At 71.4% G+C, this 15895-nt stretch carries 15 protein-coding genes and 3 pseudogenes; 8 read left to right on the forward strand and 10 right to left on the reverse strand.

All coding sequences use genetic code 11. From position 1 onward, the window contains the following. Positions 1 to 21: 21 nt before the first annotated feature. Positions 22 to 903 carry a formyltetrahydrofolate deformylase gene (purU, locus tag AC5L3C_RS21115; protein ID WP_125505805.1) on the forward strand — a complete coding sequence of 294 codons (882 nt, stop codon included), beginning with the start codon at positions 22 to 24 and terminating at the stop codon, positions 901 to 903. A 194-nt stretch (positions 904 to 1097) separates the two neighbouring features. Here purU and AC5L3C_RS21120 read toward each other — a convergent pair whose 3' ends face one another. After that, entirely contained in the window at positions 1098 to 2312 is a 1215-nt protein-coding gene (locus AC5L3C_RS21120; RefSeq protein ID WP_493650322.1) for a maleylpyruvate isomerase N-terminal domain-containing protein, read from the reverse strand. Next, positions 2309 to 2890: a sigma-70 family RNA polymerase sigma factor gene (locus tag AC5L3C_RS21125; protein ID WP_125505807.1), complete on the reverse strand. Its 582-nt coding sequence runs from the start codon at positions 2888 to 2890 to the stop codon at positions 2309 to 2311. Before AC5L3C_RS21125 ends, AC5L3C_RS21120 begins: the two co-directional genes overlap by 4 nt. Before the next feature lie 361 nt (positions 2891 to 3251). Between AC5L3C_RS21125 and AC5L3C_RS21130 the strand changes: the two genes are divergently transcribed. From AC5L3C_RS21130 to AC5L3C_RS21140, 3 genes are all read left to right on the forward strand, one after another. After that, positions 3252 to 3632, forward strand: coding sequence for an STAS domain-containing protein (locus tag AC5L3C_RS21130; protein ID WP_125505809.1), 381 nt, complete (start codon positions 3252 to 3254; stop codon positions 3630 to 3632). Between the two features lie 168 nt (positions 3633 to 3800). Then, entirely contained in the window at positions 3801 to 4313 is a 513-nt protein-coding gene (locus tag AC5L3C_RS21135) for an EF-hand domain-containing protein (RefSeq protein ID WP_493650323.1), read from the forward strand. Positions 4314 to 4797: 484 nt separating this feature from the next. Then, entirely contained in the window at positions 4798 to 5262 is a 465-nt protein-coding gene (locus AC5L3C_RS21140) for an ATP-binding protein (protein ID WP_493653955.1), read from the forward strand. Positions 5263 to 5758: 496 nt separating this feature from the next. Here the strand turns inward: AC5L3C_RS21140 and AC5L3C_RS21145 are convergent, their stop codons facing one another. From AC5L3C_RS21145 to AC5L3C_RS21160, 4 genes and pseudogenes are all read right to left on the reverse strand, one after another. Beyond that, the gene (locus AC5L3C_RS21145; RefSeq protein WP_493650324.1) at positions 5759 to 6580 is read right to left on the reverse strand and encodes a recombinase family protein; all 822 of its coding nucleotides are present in this window, start codon (positions 6578 to 6580) and stop codon (positions 5759 to 5761) included. A gap of 18 nt (positions 6581 to 6598) precedes the next feature. Then, positions 6599 to 6688: pseudogene (locus AC5L3C_RS21150) on the reverse strand (zinc finger domain-containing protein); the annotation flags it as partial. A gap of 43 nt (positions 6689 to 6731) precedes the next feature. After that, on the reverse strand, positions 6732 to 7652 hold the full coding sequence (locus tag AC5L3C_RS21155) for an IS3 family transposase (RefSeq protein WP_493653957.1): 921 nt from the start codon (positions 7650 to 7652) through the stop codon (positions 6732 to 6734). Further along, on the reverse strand, positions 7649 to 7960 hold the full coding sequence (locus AC5L3C_RS21160; RefSeq protein ID WP_493647480.1) for a transposase: 312 nt from the start codon (positions 7958 to 7960) through the stop codon (positions 7649 to 7651). The genes AC5L3C_RS21155 and AC5L3C_RS21160 overlap by 4 nt, the downstream gene beginning before the upstream one ends. A 253-nt stretch (positions 7961 to 8213) precedes the next feature. Between AC5L3C_RS21160 and AC5L3C_RS21165 the strand changes: the two are divergent. From AC5L3C_RS21165 to AC5L3C_RS21175, 3 genes and pseudogenes are all read left to right on the forward strand, one after another. Further along, positions 8214 to 9086 (forward strand): annotated as a pseudogene (locus AC5L3C_RS21165) (MFS transporter); the annotation flags it as partial. 157 nt (positions 9087 to 9243) lie between these two features. Then, the gene (locus AC5L3C_RS21170) at positions 9244 to 10440 is read left to right on the forward strand and encodes an RNA-guided endonuclease InsQ/TnpB family protein (protein ID WP_493650325.1); all 1197 of its coding nucleotides are present in this window, start codon (positions 9244 to 9246) and stop codon (positions 10438 to 10440) included. Between the two features lie 35 nt (positions 10441 to 10475). Further along, positions 10476 to 10748, forward strand: a pseudogene (locus AC5L3C_RS21175) (MFS transporter); the annotation flags it as partial. A gap of 103 nt (positions 10749 to 10851) precedes the next feature. On the opposite strand, the gene AC5L3C_RS21180 reads toward AC5L3C_RS21175, so the two are convergent. From AC5L3C_RS21180 to AC5L3C_RS21195, 4 genes are all read right to left on the reverse strand, one after another. Beyond that, positions 10852 to 12027 (reverse strand): flavin-containing monooxygenase, encoded by a 1176-nt coding sequence (locus AC5L3C_RS21180; protein WP_493650326.1) that lies wholly within the window; start codon positions 12025 to 12027, stop codon positions 10852 to 10854. Between the two features lie 927 nt (positions 12028 to 12954). After that, on the reverse strand, positions 12955 to 13620 hold the full coding sequence (locus tag AC5L3C_RS21185) for a pyridoxine/pyridoxamine 5'-phosphate oxidase (RefSeq protein WP_493650327.1): 666 nt from the start codon (positions 13618 to 13620) through the stop codon (positions 12955 to 12957). A gap of 27 nt (positions 13621 to 13647) precedes the next feature. After that, complete coding sequence (locus tag AC5L3C_RS21190; RefSeq protein WP_493650328.1) at positions 13648 to 14073, reverse strand: pyridoxamine 5'-phosphate oxidase family protein; 426 nt, start codon at positions 14071 to 14073, stop codon at positions 13648 to 13650. A 171-nt stretch (positions 14074 to 14244) separates the two neighbouring features. Further along, on the reverse strand, positions 14245 to 14880 hold the full coding sequence (locus AC5L3C_RS21195) for a TetR/AcrR family transcriptional regulator (protein ID WP_493653958.1): 636 nt from the start codon (positions 14878 to 14880) through the stop codon (positions 14245 to 14247). A 134-nt stretch (positions 14881 to 15014) separates the two neighbouring features. Between AC5L3C_RS21195 and kbpA the strand changes: the two genes are divergently transcribed. Then, complete coding sequence (kbpA, locus tag AC5L3C_RS21200) at positions 15015 to 15737, forward strand: AfsK-binding protein KbpA (protein WP_493650329.1); 723 nt, start codon at positions 15015 to 15017, stop codon at positions 15735 to 15737. Positions 15738 to 15895: the final 158 nt, after the last annotated feature.

Genomic DNA, 15895 nt, shown 5'->3' on the forward strand with positions numbered 1-15895 from the left:
GCGTGTGGGACCCTTTTGTGCATGAGTGAGCAGTCCACCCGAGCCGCGGCCCCCGCCGACCAGTACGTTCTCACCCTGTCCTGCCCCGACAAGCAGGGCATCGTGCACGCCGTGTCGAGCTATCTGTTCATGACCGGCTGCAACATCGAGGACAGCCAGCAGTTCGGTGACCACGACACGGGGCTGTTCTTCATGCGCGTCCACTTCTCCGCGGACGCCCCGGTGACGGTGGAGAAGCTGCGGGCGAGCTTCGCGGCGATCGGTGACTCCTTCCAGATGGACTGGCAGATCAACCGGGCCGACGAGAGGATGCGCATCCTGCTCATGGTCAGCCGGTTCGGGCACTGTCTGAACGACCTGCTGTTCCGCGCGCGGACCGGGGCGCTGCCCGTGGAGATCGCCGGAGTGGTGTCCAATCACACGGATTTCGCCGAGCTGGTGGCTTCGTACAACATTCCTTTCCACCACATCCCGGTGACGAAGGACACCAAGTCGGAGGCGGAGGCGCGGCTGCTGGAGATCGTGCGCGAGGAGGACGTCGAACTCGTCGTCCTCGCCCGCTACATGCAGGTCCTCTCCGACGACCTGTGCAAGCAGCTCTCCGGGCGGATCATCAACATCCACCACTCCTTCCTGCCGAGCTTCAAGGGCGCGAAGCCGTACCACCAGGCGCACATGCGGGGCGTGAAGCTCATCGGCGCGACCGCGCACTATGTCACCGCCGACCTCGACGAGGGCCCGATCATCGAGCAGGAGGTCGAGCGGGTGAGCCACGACGTGACGCCCGAGGGGCTGGTGGGGATCGGACGGGACGTGGAGTGCCAGGCGCTGGCGCGGGCGGTGAAGTGGCACGCGGAGCGGAGGATCCTGCTCAACGGCCGCCGGACGGTGGTTTTCGCCTGAGAGCTCGGGGGTTGCCGTTTCGTCGGCGGCTGCGGGCAGTCGGTGGCTGATCGCGCAGTTCCCCGCGCCCCTTTCACGTGGGTTCACCGGACCCACGTGAAAGGGGCGCGGGGCTGTATCGATAGGCGGCTCCGCCGCGTGGGCGCGAACGGCCCCCACCGGCCCGCAGTCGCCGACGAGTCCGCAACCAGCCCCTACATCCGGCTCATGCTCGCCGCCGCAAGCAGCACGTCCCTGATCGCGGCGCGGTCACCGACCTGCCCCGCCGCCGCCTCGCGCGGAGCGACGTGCCCGGCCGCCAGTCTGCAGAACTCCGCCCCGTCCAGCGCGACATGCGCCACCTCGTGCTCGGCGGAGCCCTTCGCCGCGGGGGAGTCCAGCGGGATCAGCCACTCCCCGCCCCCGGACCCCTCGATCTCCAGCCGCAGGCTGCGCCCGGGCTCCCCGGCGGCGACCAGACGGCGCTCCACGGGGGAGGCCAGCCCGTGCAGCCGGCGGTGTTCCAGGACCCGGGGGAGCATCCGTGCGGCCAGGTCGACCATGCGGTGCAGATTGCGCCCGGAGGGCGGGTCGTAGGGGTAGTCCACCGCCTCGGCGATGTCCTCCGCGTGCACCCAGCACTCGAAGGCGCGGTCCAGCATCGCGTCGTGCAGCGGCAGTTCGAAGTCGCCGTACGGCACGGTCATCCGCCCGGTGCCGCTGCCCGTGAACGACACCGTCCGTACCAGGGCGTGGCTCTGCTCGCGCCAGGGCGCGCGGACGGCGCGGGTGGGCGGGAAGTGGGCGGCCCGCCAGTAGGCCTCGGTCCGCTCCGACGGGGTGGGCCGGGCGGGTGCGACGTCGCCGAGCGGGTCGTCCAGGCCGAGGGCGACGGCGACCAGCCCGTCGACGGACAGCAGGTGGGCGATCACCCCGGCGACGGTGGTGCGGCGGCTGCTCGCCTCGTCGCCCTCGTACCAGCGCAGCCGCACCGGCGCGTGCCACTCGGAGTCGCCGAAGTCCTGGAGCAGCGCGTCCAGGCGCGCGGTCTCGGTGTCGTAGGCGGTGGCCCACTCCGGTACGGGGATGCGCGGCGGGCGGCGTTCCAGACAGGAGTCGAGGACGCGGGTGCGCAGGCCGGGGTCCAGGTCGAGGCTCTCGGGCCGGTGCAGCAGGCCGACGGCCTCGCGCAGCCGCAGCGCCTCGTCCGCGCAGGGTCCGCAGTCGCCCAGGTGCTCCTCGACGGCCTCCGCCTCCGCGGGTGCGCACGCGGCCAGCGCCCAGGCGCCCAGCAGTGACTTCAGGACGTGGTGCTCCAGCACGAGTGGCGTACCGTCCGGCCCGTTTGCCGGGCGCGTGCCGACGGCGGTCGGCGCCTGCCGCTGGCCGGCCTGTGTGTCGTACGGCGCGGGGCGGTGCTCGTCGGTCACGCGGCACCCCCGATTCCGGGCGGGGCGCCCGGGGCCTCGGTGTCGTGGGCGGTGGCGAGCAGTTGCAGGCCGAGGCGGAGCCGGCGGCGTGCCTCGTCGTCGGTGACGCCGAGGTCGACGGCGGTCTGGCGGTAGTCCCGGCGCTGGAAGTAGGCCAGCTCCAGGGCGGCCCGCAGGGGCGCCGGCATGGACTGGACGATGTAGTCGGCGCGGGCCGCCACCGAGGCGTGCCGCACCTTGCGCTCCAGGTCCTCCGGGGTGCCGGGGCCGCCCCGGGCGAGCGCGGCGGTCTCGGTGGTGCGCAGCCGCTGCACGGCCATCCGGTTGGTCAGCGCGGCGAGCCAGCTGCGCAGCGGCCCCTGCTTGGGGTCGTAGGAGTCCGGGTGCTCCCAGACGTGGGCGAAGACGTCGCGGGTGAGGGTGTCGGCCGCGTGTTCGTCTCCGACGACGCGGTGGGCGAGGCCGTGGACGAGGGAGGCGAACCGGTCGTAGAGCTCGCCGAGCGCCGCCGCCTCCCCGCGCGCCAGCCGTTGCTGCATCTTGCGGTCCCAGCGGGGCGGTAGCTCCCTGTGCGGCATGCGGCCCCTCACCCCCTGTTCTCCCCCGGAACCCCGGGCCGGTCGGTGCGCGGGGTCGGTGTGTGGCCGGTGACCCCATGAATGTAATCGGCATGAACGAGGGTGCACGCCCCTTTATGGCAATGTGCGCCCCCGACGGAGCCGCAGGTGGTAAGGGGACGCACCGGCATGTCGGACGCTGTTCGAGCCACGCCTACCCCTCCCCACACTGATCGGAACCGATCGAATCGGATCGAAGACGACTGAAACAAGCCCTTTCCGTTCGGAAATCGTTTCCCGGGATGTGTTTCGGGGAACGGGCGGTGGGCAGCCGCGCTGCAAGGAAGCGTAGGTACTGCTTCCGTTTCGGCGAGCGAGGGGCGTGGTGGTGAGTTTCAAAGTGACCGATCGAGAGCACGGCGAATGGGCCGTGCTCCGGGTGTCGGGCGAGCTGGACCTGGTGACGTCCCCGGTGCTGCGCCAGCGGGTGCACGACGTGGTGGCCGAGGGCCGGCACAGCCTCGTCCTCGATCTCTCCGAGGTGTGGTTCTGCGACTCCAGCGGGGTGGGCGTGCTCATAGCCTCCCGCCGGCTGCTGCGCTCCTGCCAGGGCAGCCTGCGCCTGATCCTCCCCGCGCGGGGGGCCGCCGACGGCAGCCACGTCAACAAGGTGCTCGGCGCCCTCGGTGTGCGCCGCCTCTTCGAGATCCACCCGGACGTCGCCTCCGCGGTCGACGAGGACTCCCGTCCGCTGTCGGCCTGATCCCCCCGGCCGGCCCGCGCGCCCGGGGACCGCTCACACGTGTCACACGGTTGTCCCGTTATTCCCCCGGTCTTGGTCCAGGCGCCGATTTCCCGCTCCCCGGCGGGCCTTCACCACGTACGCTCCCTGCGAGACGACCCCACTGACCTAAGGCGGCCGGAAAGAGACATGGTCACCAGCGAGTACGAGCGCAGGATCGCGGCGCGGTTCGCCGTCTTCGACCAGGACGGCAACGGCTACATCGACCGCGAGGACTTCAGCCAGGCGGCCAAGGCGCTGCTGGCCGAGTTCGGCACCGCCGCCCGCTCCGACCGGGGCCAGGCCCTGTACATCGGCGCCGAGGCGTTCTGGCAGGGCATGGCGGGCATCGCGGACCGGGACGGCGACCAGCGCATCACGCGCGAGGAGTTCGTGGGCGGCGCGGTCAAGCGGCTGCGGGACAACCCGGACCGGTTCGCCGAGATCGCCCGTCCCTTCCTGCACGCGGCGCTCGCCGTCGCCGACACCACCGGTGACGGAGCGGTCGGCGTGGAGAACACCGCGCGCGTGCTCGAGGTGCTCGGCGTCGCCGACGACCTCGCCGCGACGGCCGCCGCCTCACTGGACGCCGACGGTGACGGAAGGATCGGCGAGGAGGAGGTCGTCCGCGCCTTCGCCCGCTACTTCACCGTCCCCGAGTGACGCGCCCCGCGCGGATGTCGCGGATTGTGGCGTTCCCGTGATCACGCAGCGTTGAGAGGGACTTTGTGTCCTTCGCGTGACTCGTCACGGCCCGGAGTCGGACGTCCGCTCCGGTACTTTGTGGGGGATGCGAGTCGCGGTGAGCACGCAACGCGCCGGAGCCGCCCCCGAGGCGGCTCCGTTCCCGCTGGTGTCCGCGGTTGCCCGCAGGTCGCCCGGGCCGTTCGCCGGCGTCCGTCCGGCCCCCCGCCGCGAGCGTCGCACAGTATGCCGCACGGGTACTCCTTCGCGCTGGAATATGCCTGAAGCGCTTGTTGACGTGACGGAACGTCAACCATGCTGTCCCATAAGGGAATCACGTTCCGTGACTCCTGTCCGGGCCATTGTTCTGGCCATGCAGAAAATGGCTACGATCGTGGCTCTCGTGAGGCGCGAGACCAAGTGTCCGCCGGTTCGGATGGTGTGAGCGGTGCAGGTGCTTCAAGTGCAGTTGGAGATCCGGCCCGACCCCGCTGAGGTGGGACGGGCCCGGCGGTGGGCACGCTCACGGCTGGCCGGGTCCGGCATAGGGGCCGACGAGCCCCTGGCCGAGACGCTGATCCTGCTCGTCTCGGAGCTCGTCACCAACGCCGTGGTGCACACCGGCTGTCCCGCCGTGCTGCGCCTGTGCCTGCCGGGCGTGGAGGCGGCCGAGGAGGCCGTCGTCCGCCTGGAGGTGGCCGACCGCAGCGGCCGGGCGCCGGTGCCGCGCTGTGTGGACGGCGAGGCGACCGGCGGGCGGGGGCTCGCCCTGGTGGACGGACTGGCCGACCGCTGGGGTTGGAGCCCGGAGGGCCCCGGCAAGCGCATCTGGTGCGAACTGGACCGCTGTGCGGGGGGATCCGAGGCCGCGCCGGCCCGCGGCGGGGGAGTCACGGCGTACGACGGGCTGGCCTACGAGGCGGTCTGAGTACGCGCGGTGTACGGGTGCACGGGGCACGGTACGGATGCACGGGGCACCGGTCGCGCGGGGTGACGGGTGAGCCGGTGCGCCGGGCGTGCTTCCGTGCGCGGTCCCCGCAAACGGGGCGTATGCCGCATCCGTCCCTTTCTCCCCCGTATTGGTGTTGACGCGCCGTGACCGGTTGATCACGCTGTTCGTCAGCGATTCGCCGCGAGGGGACGGCGAGGGTCCGACGACGGGGGCCCTCGGCGAGTGTGGGTCGTGATTCGGCGTCGGTTCCCCCAGGGCCGAGGGGAACCCCAGCGGGAGCACCGGAGCCGAAGAGCGGTGCGGCGCTGCCGTGCTCGGGGCGGACAGCGCCGCACCGCCGTCGACGGCCGGGCGCCGGCGGTTGTCCACAGGGTGTGGACAGTTGTGCGCTCAGCCTCCCGCGACGGACGCGGGCTGGCCCTCGGGGAGTATCCGAACGGAAATTAGCGGTAGCGGCTGACCCGGTGCTGCGTCACCGCGCGGGTTCCGTTGTCGCCGTGCGCAGGCCTGGGAGTTCGCCGGCCTGGAGGGCGGCGAAGTCGGCGTGGGCCTGCTCGACGGCTTCGGGGTACGTCTCGCGTTTGGCGTGCTCGGCGAGCGCCCGGTAGATGCTGGCGACTGAGGGGTTCTGTCCCTTGCGTTTGCCGGTGGGGATGATCAAGTCGGGCTGGATCTGCTCGACGGACTCGCCGTCGGCGCGGCGCCGCAGCACAGTGTGGAGCATGTCGTCGGTGATGACCGGGGGCCGGCCGCCGTGCTTGCCCTTGCGGGACGCGGTGTCGAGCCCCTCCAGCGTGGATTCGCGGATGTTCTCCCGCTCGGTCTCCGCCATCGCGGCGAAGAACGCGAACAGCAGTTTCCCTGGCCCGGTGGGGTCGTAGATGCCGGTCAGGGGCCCGGAGAGCATCTCCAGGACCAGGCCGTGCGCGGTGAGGTGGTCCGCCAGGGCGGTGAGTTCGGCGGCATCGCGGCCGAGTCGCTTCATCTCGTACACGGTGAAGATGACTCGGCAGTGCGGGGCGTGCGCCTTGACCTCCCGTGCTGTCCTCAGCGCCTCCTCGAACCGGGGACGGACCCGTACCCGAGTGCTGATCTTTTCGCTGAAGATCTTGTCCCTCGGGATGCCGTGCTTGCTGAGCGCGTCGAGTTGGGAGGCGAGTTCCTGCCCGAGAGTCGAGCAGCGGGCGTAGCCGATGCGGATGTCCGCGCTCGGCAGGTCCGGGTCGATCGGCGCCGGCGGCGGGGTGCCAGGCCGCCACGGTCGGCCCGGTCCGCGGTCGGCGGGGGTCGGCATCCGCAGCGCCTTCTTCAGCCGGGGCACCATCGTGAAGCGGCGGGTGTGGTACGCGGAGGCGACCGCGCCGCCGCGCGAGCGGCAGGGCGAGCCAGGCTGAGCGTCACACTTCGGACAGGCTGAGCTTCCCCCGTTGTGCGGGAGGTGCTGACTAGCTGGTCAGGAGGGGTTGGCGGGGTTTCAGGTTCACTGGTTCGGCCGCTGCCTGATCGGCGTAGTGCTTTTCCTCGAACTCGATGGGACTGAGGTAACCGAGTCGTTTCTGGATGCGGCGGGGGTTGTAGAACCCGTCGAGGTACTCGAAGAGCGCGAGGTTCGCCTCGGCCCGGGTGGTGAATACCCGGCCGCGGATGCACTCGGTCTTCACCAGCATCCACAGGTTCTCCGCCAGGGCATTGTCGAACGAGTCCCCGACCGACCCCATGGATGCCTCAACTCCCGCCCGGAGTAAGCGAGTGGTGAGTTTGATGGACGTGTACTGGCAGCCGTGGTCCGCATGATGAATGAGCGTGCCGGGTTCGACCTCGCGGGACGCGAGGGCGTACTCCAGCGTGGTGAGGACCAGGTCCGCGTCGGCGCGGGCGGAGGTCTCCCAGGCCACCACCCGGCGGGAGAAGGCGTCCCGGATCGCCGACAGCCACAGCGGCCCTTCCAGTGTGGGGATCATGGTGAGGTCGGTGACCCACAGCCGGTTCGGCTCGCTCGCGGTGAAGTCGCGCTGCACCAGGTCCGGGGCGAGGGCGGCGTCCGGATCGCGGCGGGTGAACCCCTTGCCGGGACGGCGTGGGCTGATGCCGGCCAGATCGGCCTCGCGCATCAGCCGCTCGACGCGTTTGCGGCCGATGCGTACGCCTCCGCGTGCGAGGACGGCATGCACGCGTGGGGATCCGTAGATCCCGCCGGAGTCGGCGTGGACCTTGCGGATCTTCTCGGTCAGTTCTGCGTCCTGGCGTTTGCGCTCGCACGGCTCCTTCTGCGCGCGGCGCCAGCGGTAGTAGGTGGACGAGGGGATGGAGAGTTCCCGGATGACGGGCTCGACACCGAGGTCACTGTGTTCGTCGACGAACGTCAGTACCTGCGCCGGGTCGTGTCGAGTTCCTGGGCGAAAAAAGCCGAGGCAGCTTTCAGGATCTCGTTCGACCGCTTGAGCTGGGCGTTCTCCTTACGCAGCGCCGTCAGCTCTTCCCGCTCGGCAGTGGTGAGCAGGTCGCCCCGCTCACCGGCATCGGCCTCGGCCTGCCGGATCCAGCCCCGCAGGGCCTCGTGGTGCACGCCGAGCTCCTCGGCCAGACGGCGGATCACCGGCTTCGGCTCGGAAGCGCGGTACATCCGCACCGCACGCTCACGCAACTCCAGCGGGTATTTCCTCGGTGCGGGCATCGTATGGGCTCCTCTCATGAGACCCATCCGACCCTCTGTCACCATCCGCCGCATCTCGGGGGAACCTCATTGTCCACGATTACCTCGCGTACGGTCCAGCCACGGGATTCGGCGTACACCCGGCACTCGTCCTCCTGTCGCTGAACGCCCAACTCGTCGCCGTGCTGATCGAGGCTGAGTCGTACGTAGATGGTGACGTCCACCTGTCTTGCCCCCCTTGTTCCTGCTTACCTTGCCATGTGCCCCAAAGCCCTACCACGAATTCGGCTGGTCGCGCGGGACCATCGGCGCGGCGGTCTCCGTGAACCTCGCGCTGTACGGGCTCACCGCGCCCTTCGCGGCGGCGCTGATGGACCGCTACGGCATCCGCCGGGTGGTCGCGGCCGCCCTCACCGTGATCGCGCTCGGCTCGGGGCTGACGGTGTGGATGACGGCGGCCTGGCAGCTGATGCTGTGCTGGGGACTGCTGGTCGGCCTCGGCTCCGGCTCGATGGCGCTGGCCTTCGCCGCGACCGTCACCAACCGCTGGTTCACCGAACGCCGGGGCCTGGTCACCGGCATCCTCACCGCCGCGTCCGCCTCCGGGCAGCTGATCTTCCTGCCCGTGCTGTCCTGGATCGTCGACCGGTACGCGTGGCGGCCCGCGGCCGTCACCGTGGCCCTCGCCGCCCTCGCGGTGGTCCCCTTCGTCTGGCTGCTGCTGCACGACCACCCGGCCGACGTGGGCCAGAAGCCGTACGGGGCGAAGGAGTTCGTGCCCAAGCCCGCGCCCGTGCCGGGGGCCGCCCGGCGGGCGGTGAACGTGCTGTTCTCGGCGGTGCGGACCGGGCCCTTCTGGCTGCTCGCCGGCACCTTCGCGATCTGCGGGGCCTCGACGAACGGCCTGATCCAGACCCACTTCGTGCCGGCCTCCCACGACCACGGCATGCCGATCACCACCGCGGCGTCGCTGCTGGCCGTCATCGGGGTCTTCGACGTCGTCGGAACGGTGGCCTCGGGGTGGTTCACCGACCGGTTCGACTCACGGCGGCTGCTGGCCGTGTACTACGCGCTGCGCGGCGTCTCGCTGCTGTTCCTGCCGCTGCTGCTGGGACCGGGCGTGCACCCGCCGATGCTCTTCTTCATCGGGTCTCTCCTTCGTGGATACCCCGGCCTTCAGGCCGGGGAGGAAATGAAGCTTCTGCGGAGCAGGGCAGGGAAAGCCGGTTCGCCGCCAGGGCGGACCGGCGTCCACCTTGGGCTACCGTTACTCCGTCACAAACTGATGCAGTATCATGTGAGTTGTGAAGGCCACTCACGAGAAGCGGGCGTTCAAGTACCGCTTCTATCCGACCGATGCGCAGGCAGCCGAGCTGTCGCGTACGTTCGGCTGCGTGCGGAAGGTCTACAACCTGGCTCTCGCGGCGCGCACGGAAGCGTGGACGCGTCAGGAGCGGGTGAACTACAACCAGACGTCGGCCATGCTGACGGCCTGGAAGAAGACCGAGGAACTCGCGTACCTCAACGACGTCTCCTCCGTTCCGCTCCAACAGGCTCTGAGGCACCTCCAGCTGGCGTTCACGAACTTCTTCGGCAAGCGGGCCAAGTACCCGCGGTTCAAGTCACGGAAGAAGTCGCGGAAGTCGGCGGAGTACACCACCAGCGCGTTCCGGTTCCGGGACGGCAGGCTGACGCTGGCGAAGATGGCGGAGCCGCTGGACATCGTGTGGTCCCGTCCGCTCCCCGAGGGCGCGTCGCCGTCCACGGTGACGGTGTCCCAGGACGCGGCCGGGCGCTGGTACGTGTCCCTGCTGTGCGAGGACCCGTCCGTCCAGCCACTCCCCGCCACCAGCGCGGCCGTCGGTATCGACGCCGGGCTCGACCACCTGCTGACCCTGTCCACCGGGGAGAAGATCGCCAACCCCCGGCATGAGCGGCGTGACCGCGCCCGCCTCGCCAGGGCCCAGCGGCAGCTCGCCCGCAAGGCCAAGGGCGACGGAGCGAACCGGGCCAAGGCCCGCCGGAAGGTCGCCAGGGTCTACGCCCGTATCGCCGACCGCAGGCGTGACCACCTGCACAAGCTCACCACTCGGCTCGTCCGTGAAAACCAAACGGTCGTGATCGAGGACCTCGCCGTTCGCAACATGGTGAAGAACGGCAGCCTGGCCCGTGCCATCTCGGATGCCGCGTGGTCGCAGTTCCGGGGCATGCTGGAGTACAAGGCCCGGTGGTACGGCCGCGAAGTGATCGCGGTCGACCGCTGGTTCCCCTCCTCCAAACTGTGCTCCGCCTGCGGCACCCTGCGGGACAAGATGCCGCTGCACGTCCGCACCTGGACGTGCGACTGCGGGACGACCCATGACCGGGACGTGAACGCGGCACGCAACATCCTGGCCGTCGGACTGACGGTGTCTGTCTGTGGAGCTGGTGTAAGACCTCAACGGAGCACTCCGGGCGGGCAGTCGGCGATGAAGCAGAAAACCCCACGGCGCGAGCCGTAGGAATCCCCCTCCTTCAGGAGGGGGAGGAAGTCAACGTGTTCTACGGGCTGGACTGGGTCGCCACCGTGCCGCCGACGCTGGCGCTGTGCCGGGAGCACTACGGCGACGACAGCCCGATCGTCTTCGGCTGGGTGCTCGCCTCCCACCAGGTGGGGGCGGCCGTGGTCGCCTTCGCGGGCGGTGTCGCCCGGGACGTGTTCGGGTCGTACGACGTGGTCTGGTACGCGTCGGGCGCGCTGTGCGCGGCGGCGGCGCTGATGGCGCTGGTGATCAGGCGACGGCCGGCCGCGCGGGTCGCGGTGGTGTGACCAGGCACGAGCGGGGCGCGGTGGTGGGACCGGCGGCGTGCGGGGCGGGGTGGCGTGACCGGCCGCGTGCAGGGTGTCGTGGCGTCGTCGGCCGTGGCCACGGCTACAGGTGCGGGAGGCGGGCGGCCGCTCCCGTGCGGGCGATCGCCTTCGCCACGCGCTGCGCGTCCAGGGCCATTTCGCGGAGGTTGCCGCTGATCGGGTTCGTGTACCCGGTGAAGTGCAGGCCCGGGGCGTGGGGGGCGGTACGGGGTCCGTGGACCACGGGTCTGCCGCGCCCGTCCAGGACGTCGAGTCCGCCGACCAGCTTCTCCAGCCCTCGCGTGTATCCCGTGGCCGCGACGACCACGTCCGGGGCGATGCGCTCGCCGTCCGCCAGGACGACCTGCCCTTCCTCGAACCCCTCCACCGCGGCCACGACCTCGACCTCGCCCTTGCGTACGGCGTCGATCAGGCCCACGTCCTGCACGGGGATGGCGCCCTCCCTGACCCGGGTGTAGAGACCCGCCTCCGGCCGGGGCAGCCCTTGCGCCGCCAGGTCCGGCAGCGCCACCCGCGCCTGGACCCGGCACAGCCGGTCGACGAGACCGACCGGCAGCCGGCGCACCAGGATCCCCGAGTACTGCGCGGGCCACCCCGCGGTCGAGCGGCGCACGATGTGCGGCGGGGTGCGCACCGCCAGCCGCACCCGGGAGGCGCCGCCCTCCACCAGGTCCACGGCGATCTCGGCGCCCGTGTTGCCGACGCCCACGACGAGCACGTCCCGGCCCGCGTACGGCTTCGGCTCGCGGTACGCGGAGGCGTGCAGGAACTCGCCGGTGTACGTGTCCCGTCCGGGCCAGTCGGGGATGTGCGGGGTGTGGTTGTAGCCGGTGGCGACGACGACCGCCGCTCCGGTCAGCTGCCGGCCCCCCGTGGCGTGCAGGAGCCAGCCCGTGCCGTCGGGGGTGTGCTCGATGTGGGAGACCTCGACGCCGGTGACGATCTCCAGGCGGTGGTGCTCGGCGTACTTCTCCAGGTACCGGACCACGTCGTCCCTGGCCACCCACCGCCCGAACCGGCGCGGCATCGGCAGCCCGGGCAGGGCGGACTGCCGGCGGGTGGTGTGCAGGCGCAGGCGGTCGTAGTGGCGTCGCCAGGAGTCGCCGACGTGGCCGGCGCGCTCCAGGACGACGGCCCGTATGCCTCGCGCGCGCAGGGCGTGGGCGGCGGAGAGTCCGCCGGGGCCGCCGCCGATGACGTAGACGGGGCGGTCGTGCTGCGCGGGCGTTGACGTCATGAGCGCGAGCGTAATCGGGGGGTGGGTTGATGGGTATCGGTCAAGACCGAAATTGGTTGCGGATTGATCACGCTTGAACGGTTCGTACCCGAGGCGCTTCATTCACCCACCCCCCACCCAACTCGGTGAGCCGAAAGGTCCCCGTCCCCCCGGGGCTCCGCCCCCGGCCCCCCGGTCCTGCGCCCACCCGCCACCCGTCTAGGTGGGTTGAGAGGTGCCCGTCCTCCAGGGGCTCCGCCCCCGGACCCCCGGTCCTGCGCCCACCCGCCACCCGTCTAGGTGGGTTGAGAGGTGCCCGTCCTCCAGGGGCTCCGCCCCCGGACCCCCGGTCCTGCGCGGTGCCCGGCTCGGTGGGTGGAGGTATGGGCGTCCTCCAGGGGTTCGCCCCCCCCGGGGCCTCTCGGGCCTGCGGGCGCCCCTCGCTCGGGTCGTTGGGTGATGAGTGCCCGCCTCCGGGCTTGTGCCCGCTCTCTACCCGGGCTTGGGGGCGCGCGCTTTCCGGGGCCTCGGCTCGGGCCCGCCCAGGGGGCCTGTGCTCGTCCGGTGCCCGGGCTTGGTGGGTGGAGGGGTGGGCGTCCTTCACGGCTTCGCCCCCGGCTTCTGGGCCTGCGGTCGCCTGCCACCCGGCTCGGTGGGGTCGAGGAGGGGGCGCCCTCGGGGGACTGTGGCCGCCCGTCGTCCGGCTCGGTGGGTGGAGGTGTGGGCGCGTCCTCCAGGGCTTTGTCCCCCCCCCCGGGAGCCTCTCGGGCTTGCGGGCGTCCCTCGCTCGGTTCGTTGGGTGATGAGTGCCCGCCTGCCACCCGGGCTTGGGGGGCGTGCTTTCCGGGGCCTCGGGCCGGGCCCGTCCGGGGGCCTGCGCTCGTCCGGCGCCGGGGCTTGGTGGGTGGAGGGGGGCTTCTGCCACCCGGCGGGGTGTGTCTGGGTGGGTCAGGGCCACAGGAGTTGGCTTGTCCAGGTTTCCGCGTCGCGTACGTAGCGGAGGCGGGTGTGGCGGCGGTCGGGGTGGCCCTGGAAGAACTCGGCCTCGGTCGGGTTCAGGCGGTAGAGGGTCCAGGAGGGGACCGGGGTCCGCGGGTCGCGGCGGGCCCGGGACCAGGCGGCCCGGGAGGCTCGGGTCAGGTCCTCCCGGGAGGCGAGGGGCTCGCTCTGCCGGCCGGTCAGGGCGGCGGCCAGCGCCCCCGTCGACCGGGCGTGCAGGTCCGCCTGTGCCTCCTCGGCCGGGGCCACGGCGACCGGCCCGCGCACGCGCACCTGGCGGCCCAGCACCGGCCAGTAGAAGGCCAGCGCGGCATACGGCCGGGCGGCGAGCTGCGCGCCCTTGCGGCTGTGCGCGTGGGTCGCGAAGGACCAGCCCTTGTCGTCGGCGCCGTGCAGCGTCACGATCCGCACGTCCGGCATTCCCTCCGCGTCCGCCGTCGCCAGCGACATGGTGTGCGGCTCGGGCTGCCCGGCGGCCGCCGCCTGCGCCAGCCACCGGGCGAACAGCGGCAGCGGTTCGCCGGGCGCGGCGTCCGGGTCGAACGGCGGCAGGCCGGTGACCGCCGGGTCCCACACCCGCAAGGATTTCAGCAGCTCGTGGAGATCGGGTTCCATGCGCCGATTGTCCGGCGCCCGGCCCGTTCAGATCGACCCGAGGTCCGAGGACACCCACCGCTCGGGCCGCATCCGCACGACGACCTGCTCGCCGTGGTTCTTCCAGGCGAAGTCGACGTACTCCTCGACCTTGCCGGCCGGAAGATAGCGCGCGGCGAGCTCGCGCAGCGCCTCGATCGTGCCGGGGGCCGTGCCGGTCACCGGGCCCTCGACGGAGACGTAGCGGATGGTGGGTTCGATGCGGTCCACCAGCAGCGAGAACCGTCCCGCCGCGTCGATCAGCCGCTTCTTGCGCGAGCCGGCGCCGGTGAGGATCCACAGGTCGTCGCCGGGCGCGTACTGGTACCAGATCGGCACCGTGAGCGGGGCGCGGTCGCTCTCCCCTTCGACCGCCAGCGCGGCGATGTGCGGCTCGGCCAGGAAGCGTTCGCGTTCTTCGCGGGTCAGGGGCATGAGGGGCCTCCTCCAGCGGCAGGGGTGCAGGCGTATGGGGTCTGTTGTGCATGCCCCGTACAGCGCGACGGGCGGCGGGCCGCCTCGTGGGCCGCCGCCCGTATGACAGGGATCGCGCCTTCGCCCGGGGCGTGGCGGGGTGGGCGTGCCGTCGTCGCCGGCCGCTGCCTCCTACTTCGTCGGCTTTCTGCCGGTGACCCCCAGATGCACCAACAGCGCCAGGCTCGGCCTGAGTTCGGACTGCTTCACACCCCAGGAGGAGAAACCTTTCTGGTGCGAGGCGACGGCCGCCAGCATGGCGACCAGGGCGCCCGAGATCGCGCCGGGGTTCACGTCCTTGTCGATGCGTCCCTTGGCCTGCAACTCGGCGACGGACTGCGTCAGCGACGAGTTGACCGAGTTGAGGATCTTCATGCGGATCTTGTAGAAGCGCTTGTCGCCCTCGGCCGCGCCGAGGTCCACGACCCGCAGGATCGCGTCGTTGCGCCGCCAGAAGTCCAGGAATCCGTCGACGAGTTCCTGGGCGGTCTGCCAGCCGGCCCGCCCGGCCCAGGAGCGGCCCTCCACCAGCTCCGTCAACCGGCCGCTCTCGGCCGCCGTTTCCTCCGCCAGCTCCAGAACGGCACCCTCGACGTCGGGGAAGTACTGGTAGAAGGTCGCCGGCGACGTACCCGCGCGGCGGGCCACGTCGATGACTTTGACATCCCGGTAGGGGGAGGAGCTGAGCATCTCGCTGAGGCAGTCGAGCAGCTTCTGCCGGGTCGCCTGCCCTCGCCGGCCGGCCACGCGGCCGTCGACGGTACGCACTTGTCCTGTCATGCCGTCAGCTTACCGACGGGTGATCCGAGCGCGATTCGGCCGACTGCAAATGGGGTGCGCGGCCGCGAGAACGCTGGTGTGCCTGGTCTGCGGCGTGCGGGCGGCGCCGATAGTTTGGCGGCATGGCCGAAAACAGGGCATCGCAGTACACGGAGGGCACCCCGTGCTGGGTGGACGCGCAGCTACCCGACGTGGAGGCGGGCAAGCGGTTCTACGGTGAGCTCTTCGGGTGGACCTTCGAGGATCAGCCGCAGGGCGGCGTGCGGGCGCTGAAGGACGGGGAGCCCGTCGCCTCCCTCGCGCACAAGACGGACGGCCGGCTGCCCACCGTGTGGACGGTGTCCTTCGCCACCCCGGACGCCGGGGCGCTGTGCGAGCGGATCCGCGCGGGCGGCGGGCAGGTCGTCTCCCCGCCGCGGCCCTTCGGCGACCTGGGTTCCACGGCGCTGGTCACCGACCCCGAGGGTGCCGTGTTCGCCCTCTGGCAGGGGGCGCGGACCCCCGGCTTCGGCCGCCGCCACGAGCCGGGCACCTTCGCCTGGGTGCAGCTCTACACGCGGGACACCGGGACCGCGAACACCTTCTACGGCGAGCTCTTCCACGACGCCCTCTTCGGCCCGGACGCCGACCCCGACTTCGGCCGGGCGCCGGTCTCCGACGTCTTCGCCGCCGAGATGCCGCCCCACTTCCTCGTCCACTTCGCCGTCGAGGACATGGCGGCCGGTCTGGCGGAGGTGACCCGGCTCGGCGGCCGGGTGCAGGTTCCGCCCTTCGAGACGTCCTACGGCACGGCGGCCGTCGTCACCGACAATCAGGGGGCGTCCTTCGCACTGCTGCGCCGTTGAACTGTTGAAGCGTTGAACCGTTTCCGCCCTCTGTTCCGTATGTAAACCTGGACACCCGATTTGTCGGCCGGTTCGCAACCGGAGCGCCGGACAGGAAGAATCGGGGTGCGTGCCGCCACGGCCGTGCGGTGGTGAGACGCTGCACTACGGTCGCGCAC

It is taken from the genome of Streptomyces speibonae (genome assembly GCF_984686075.1).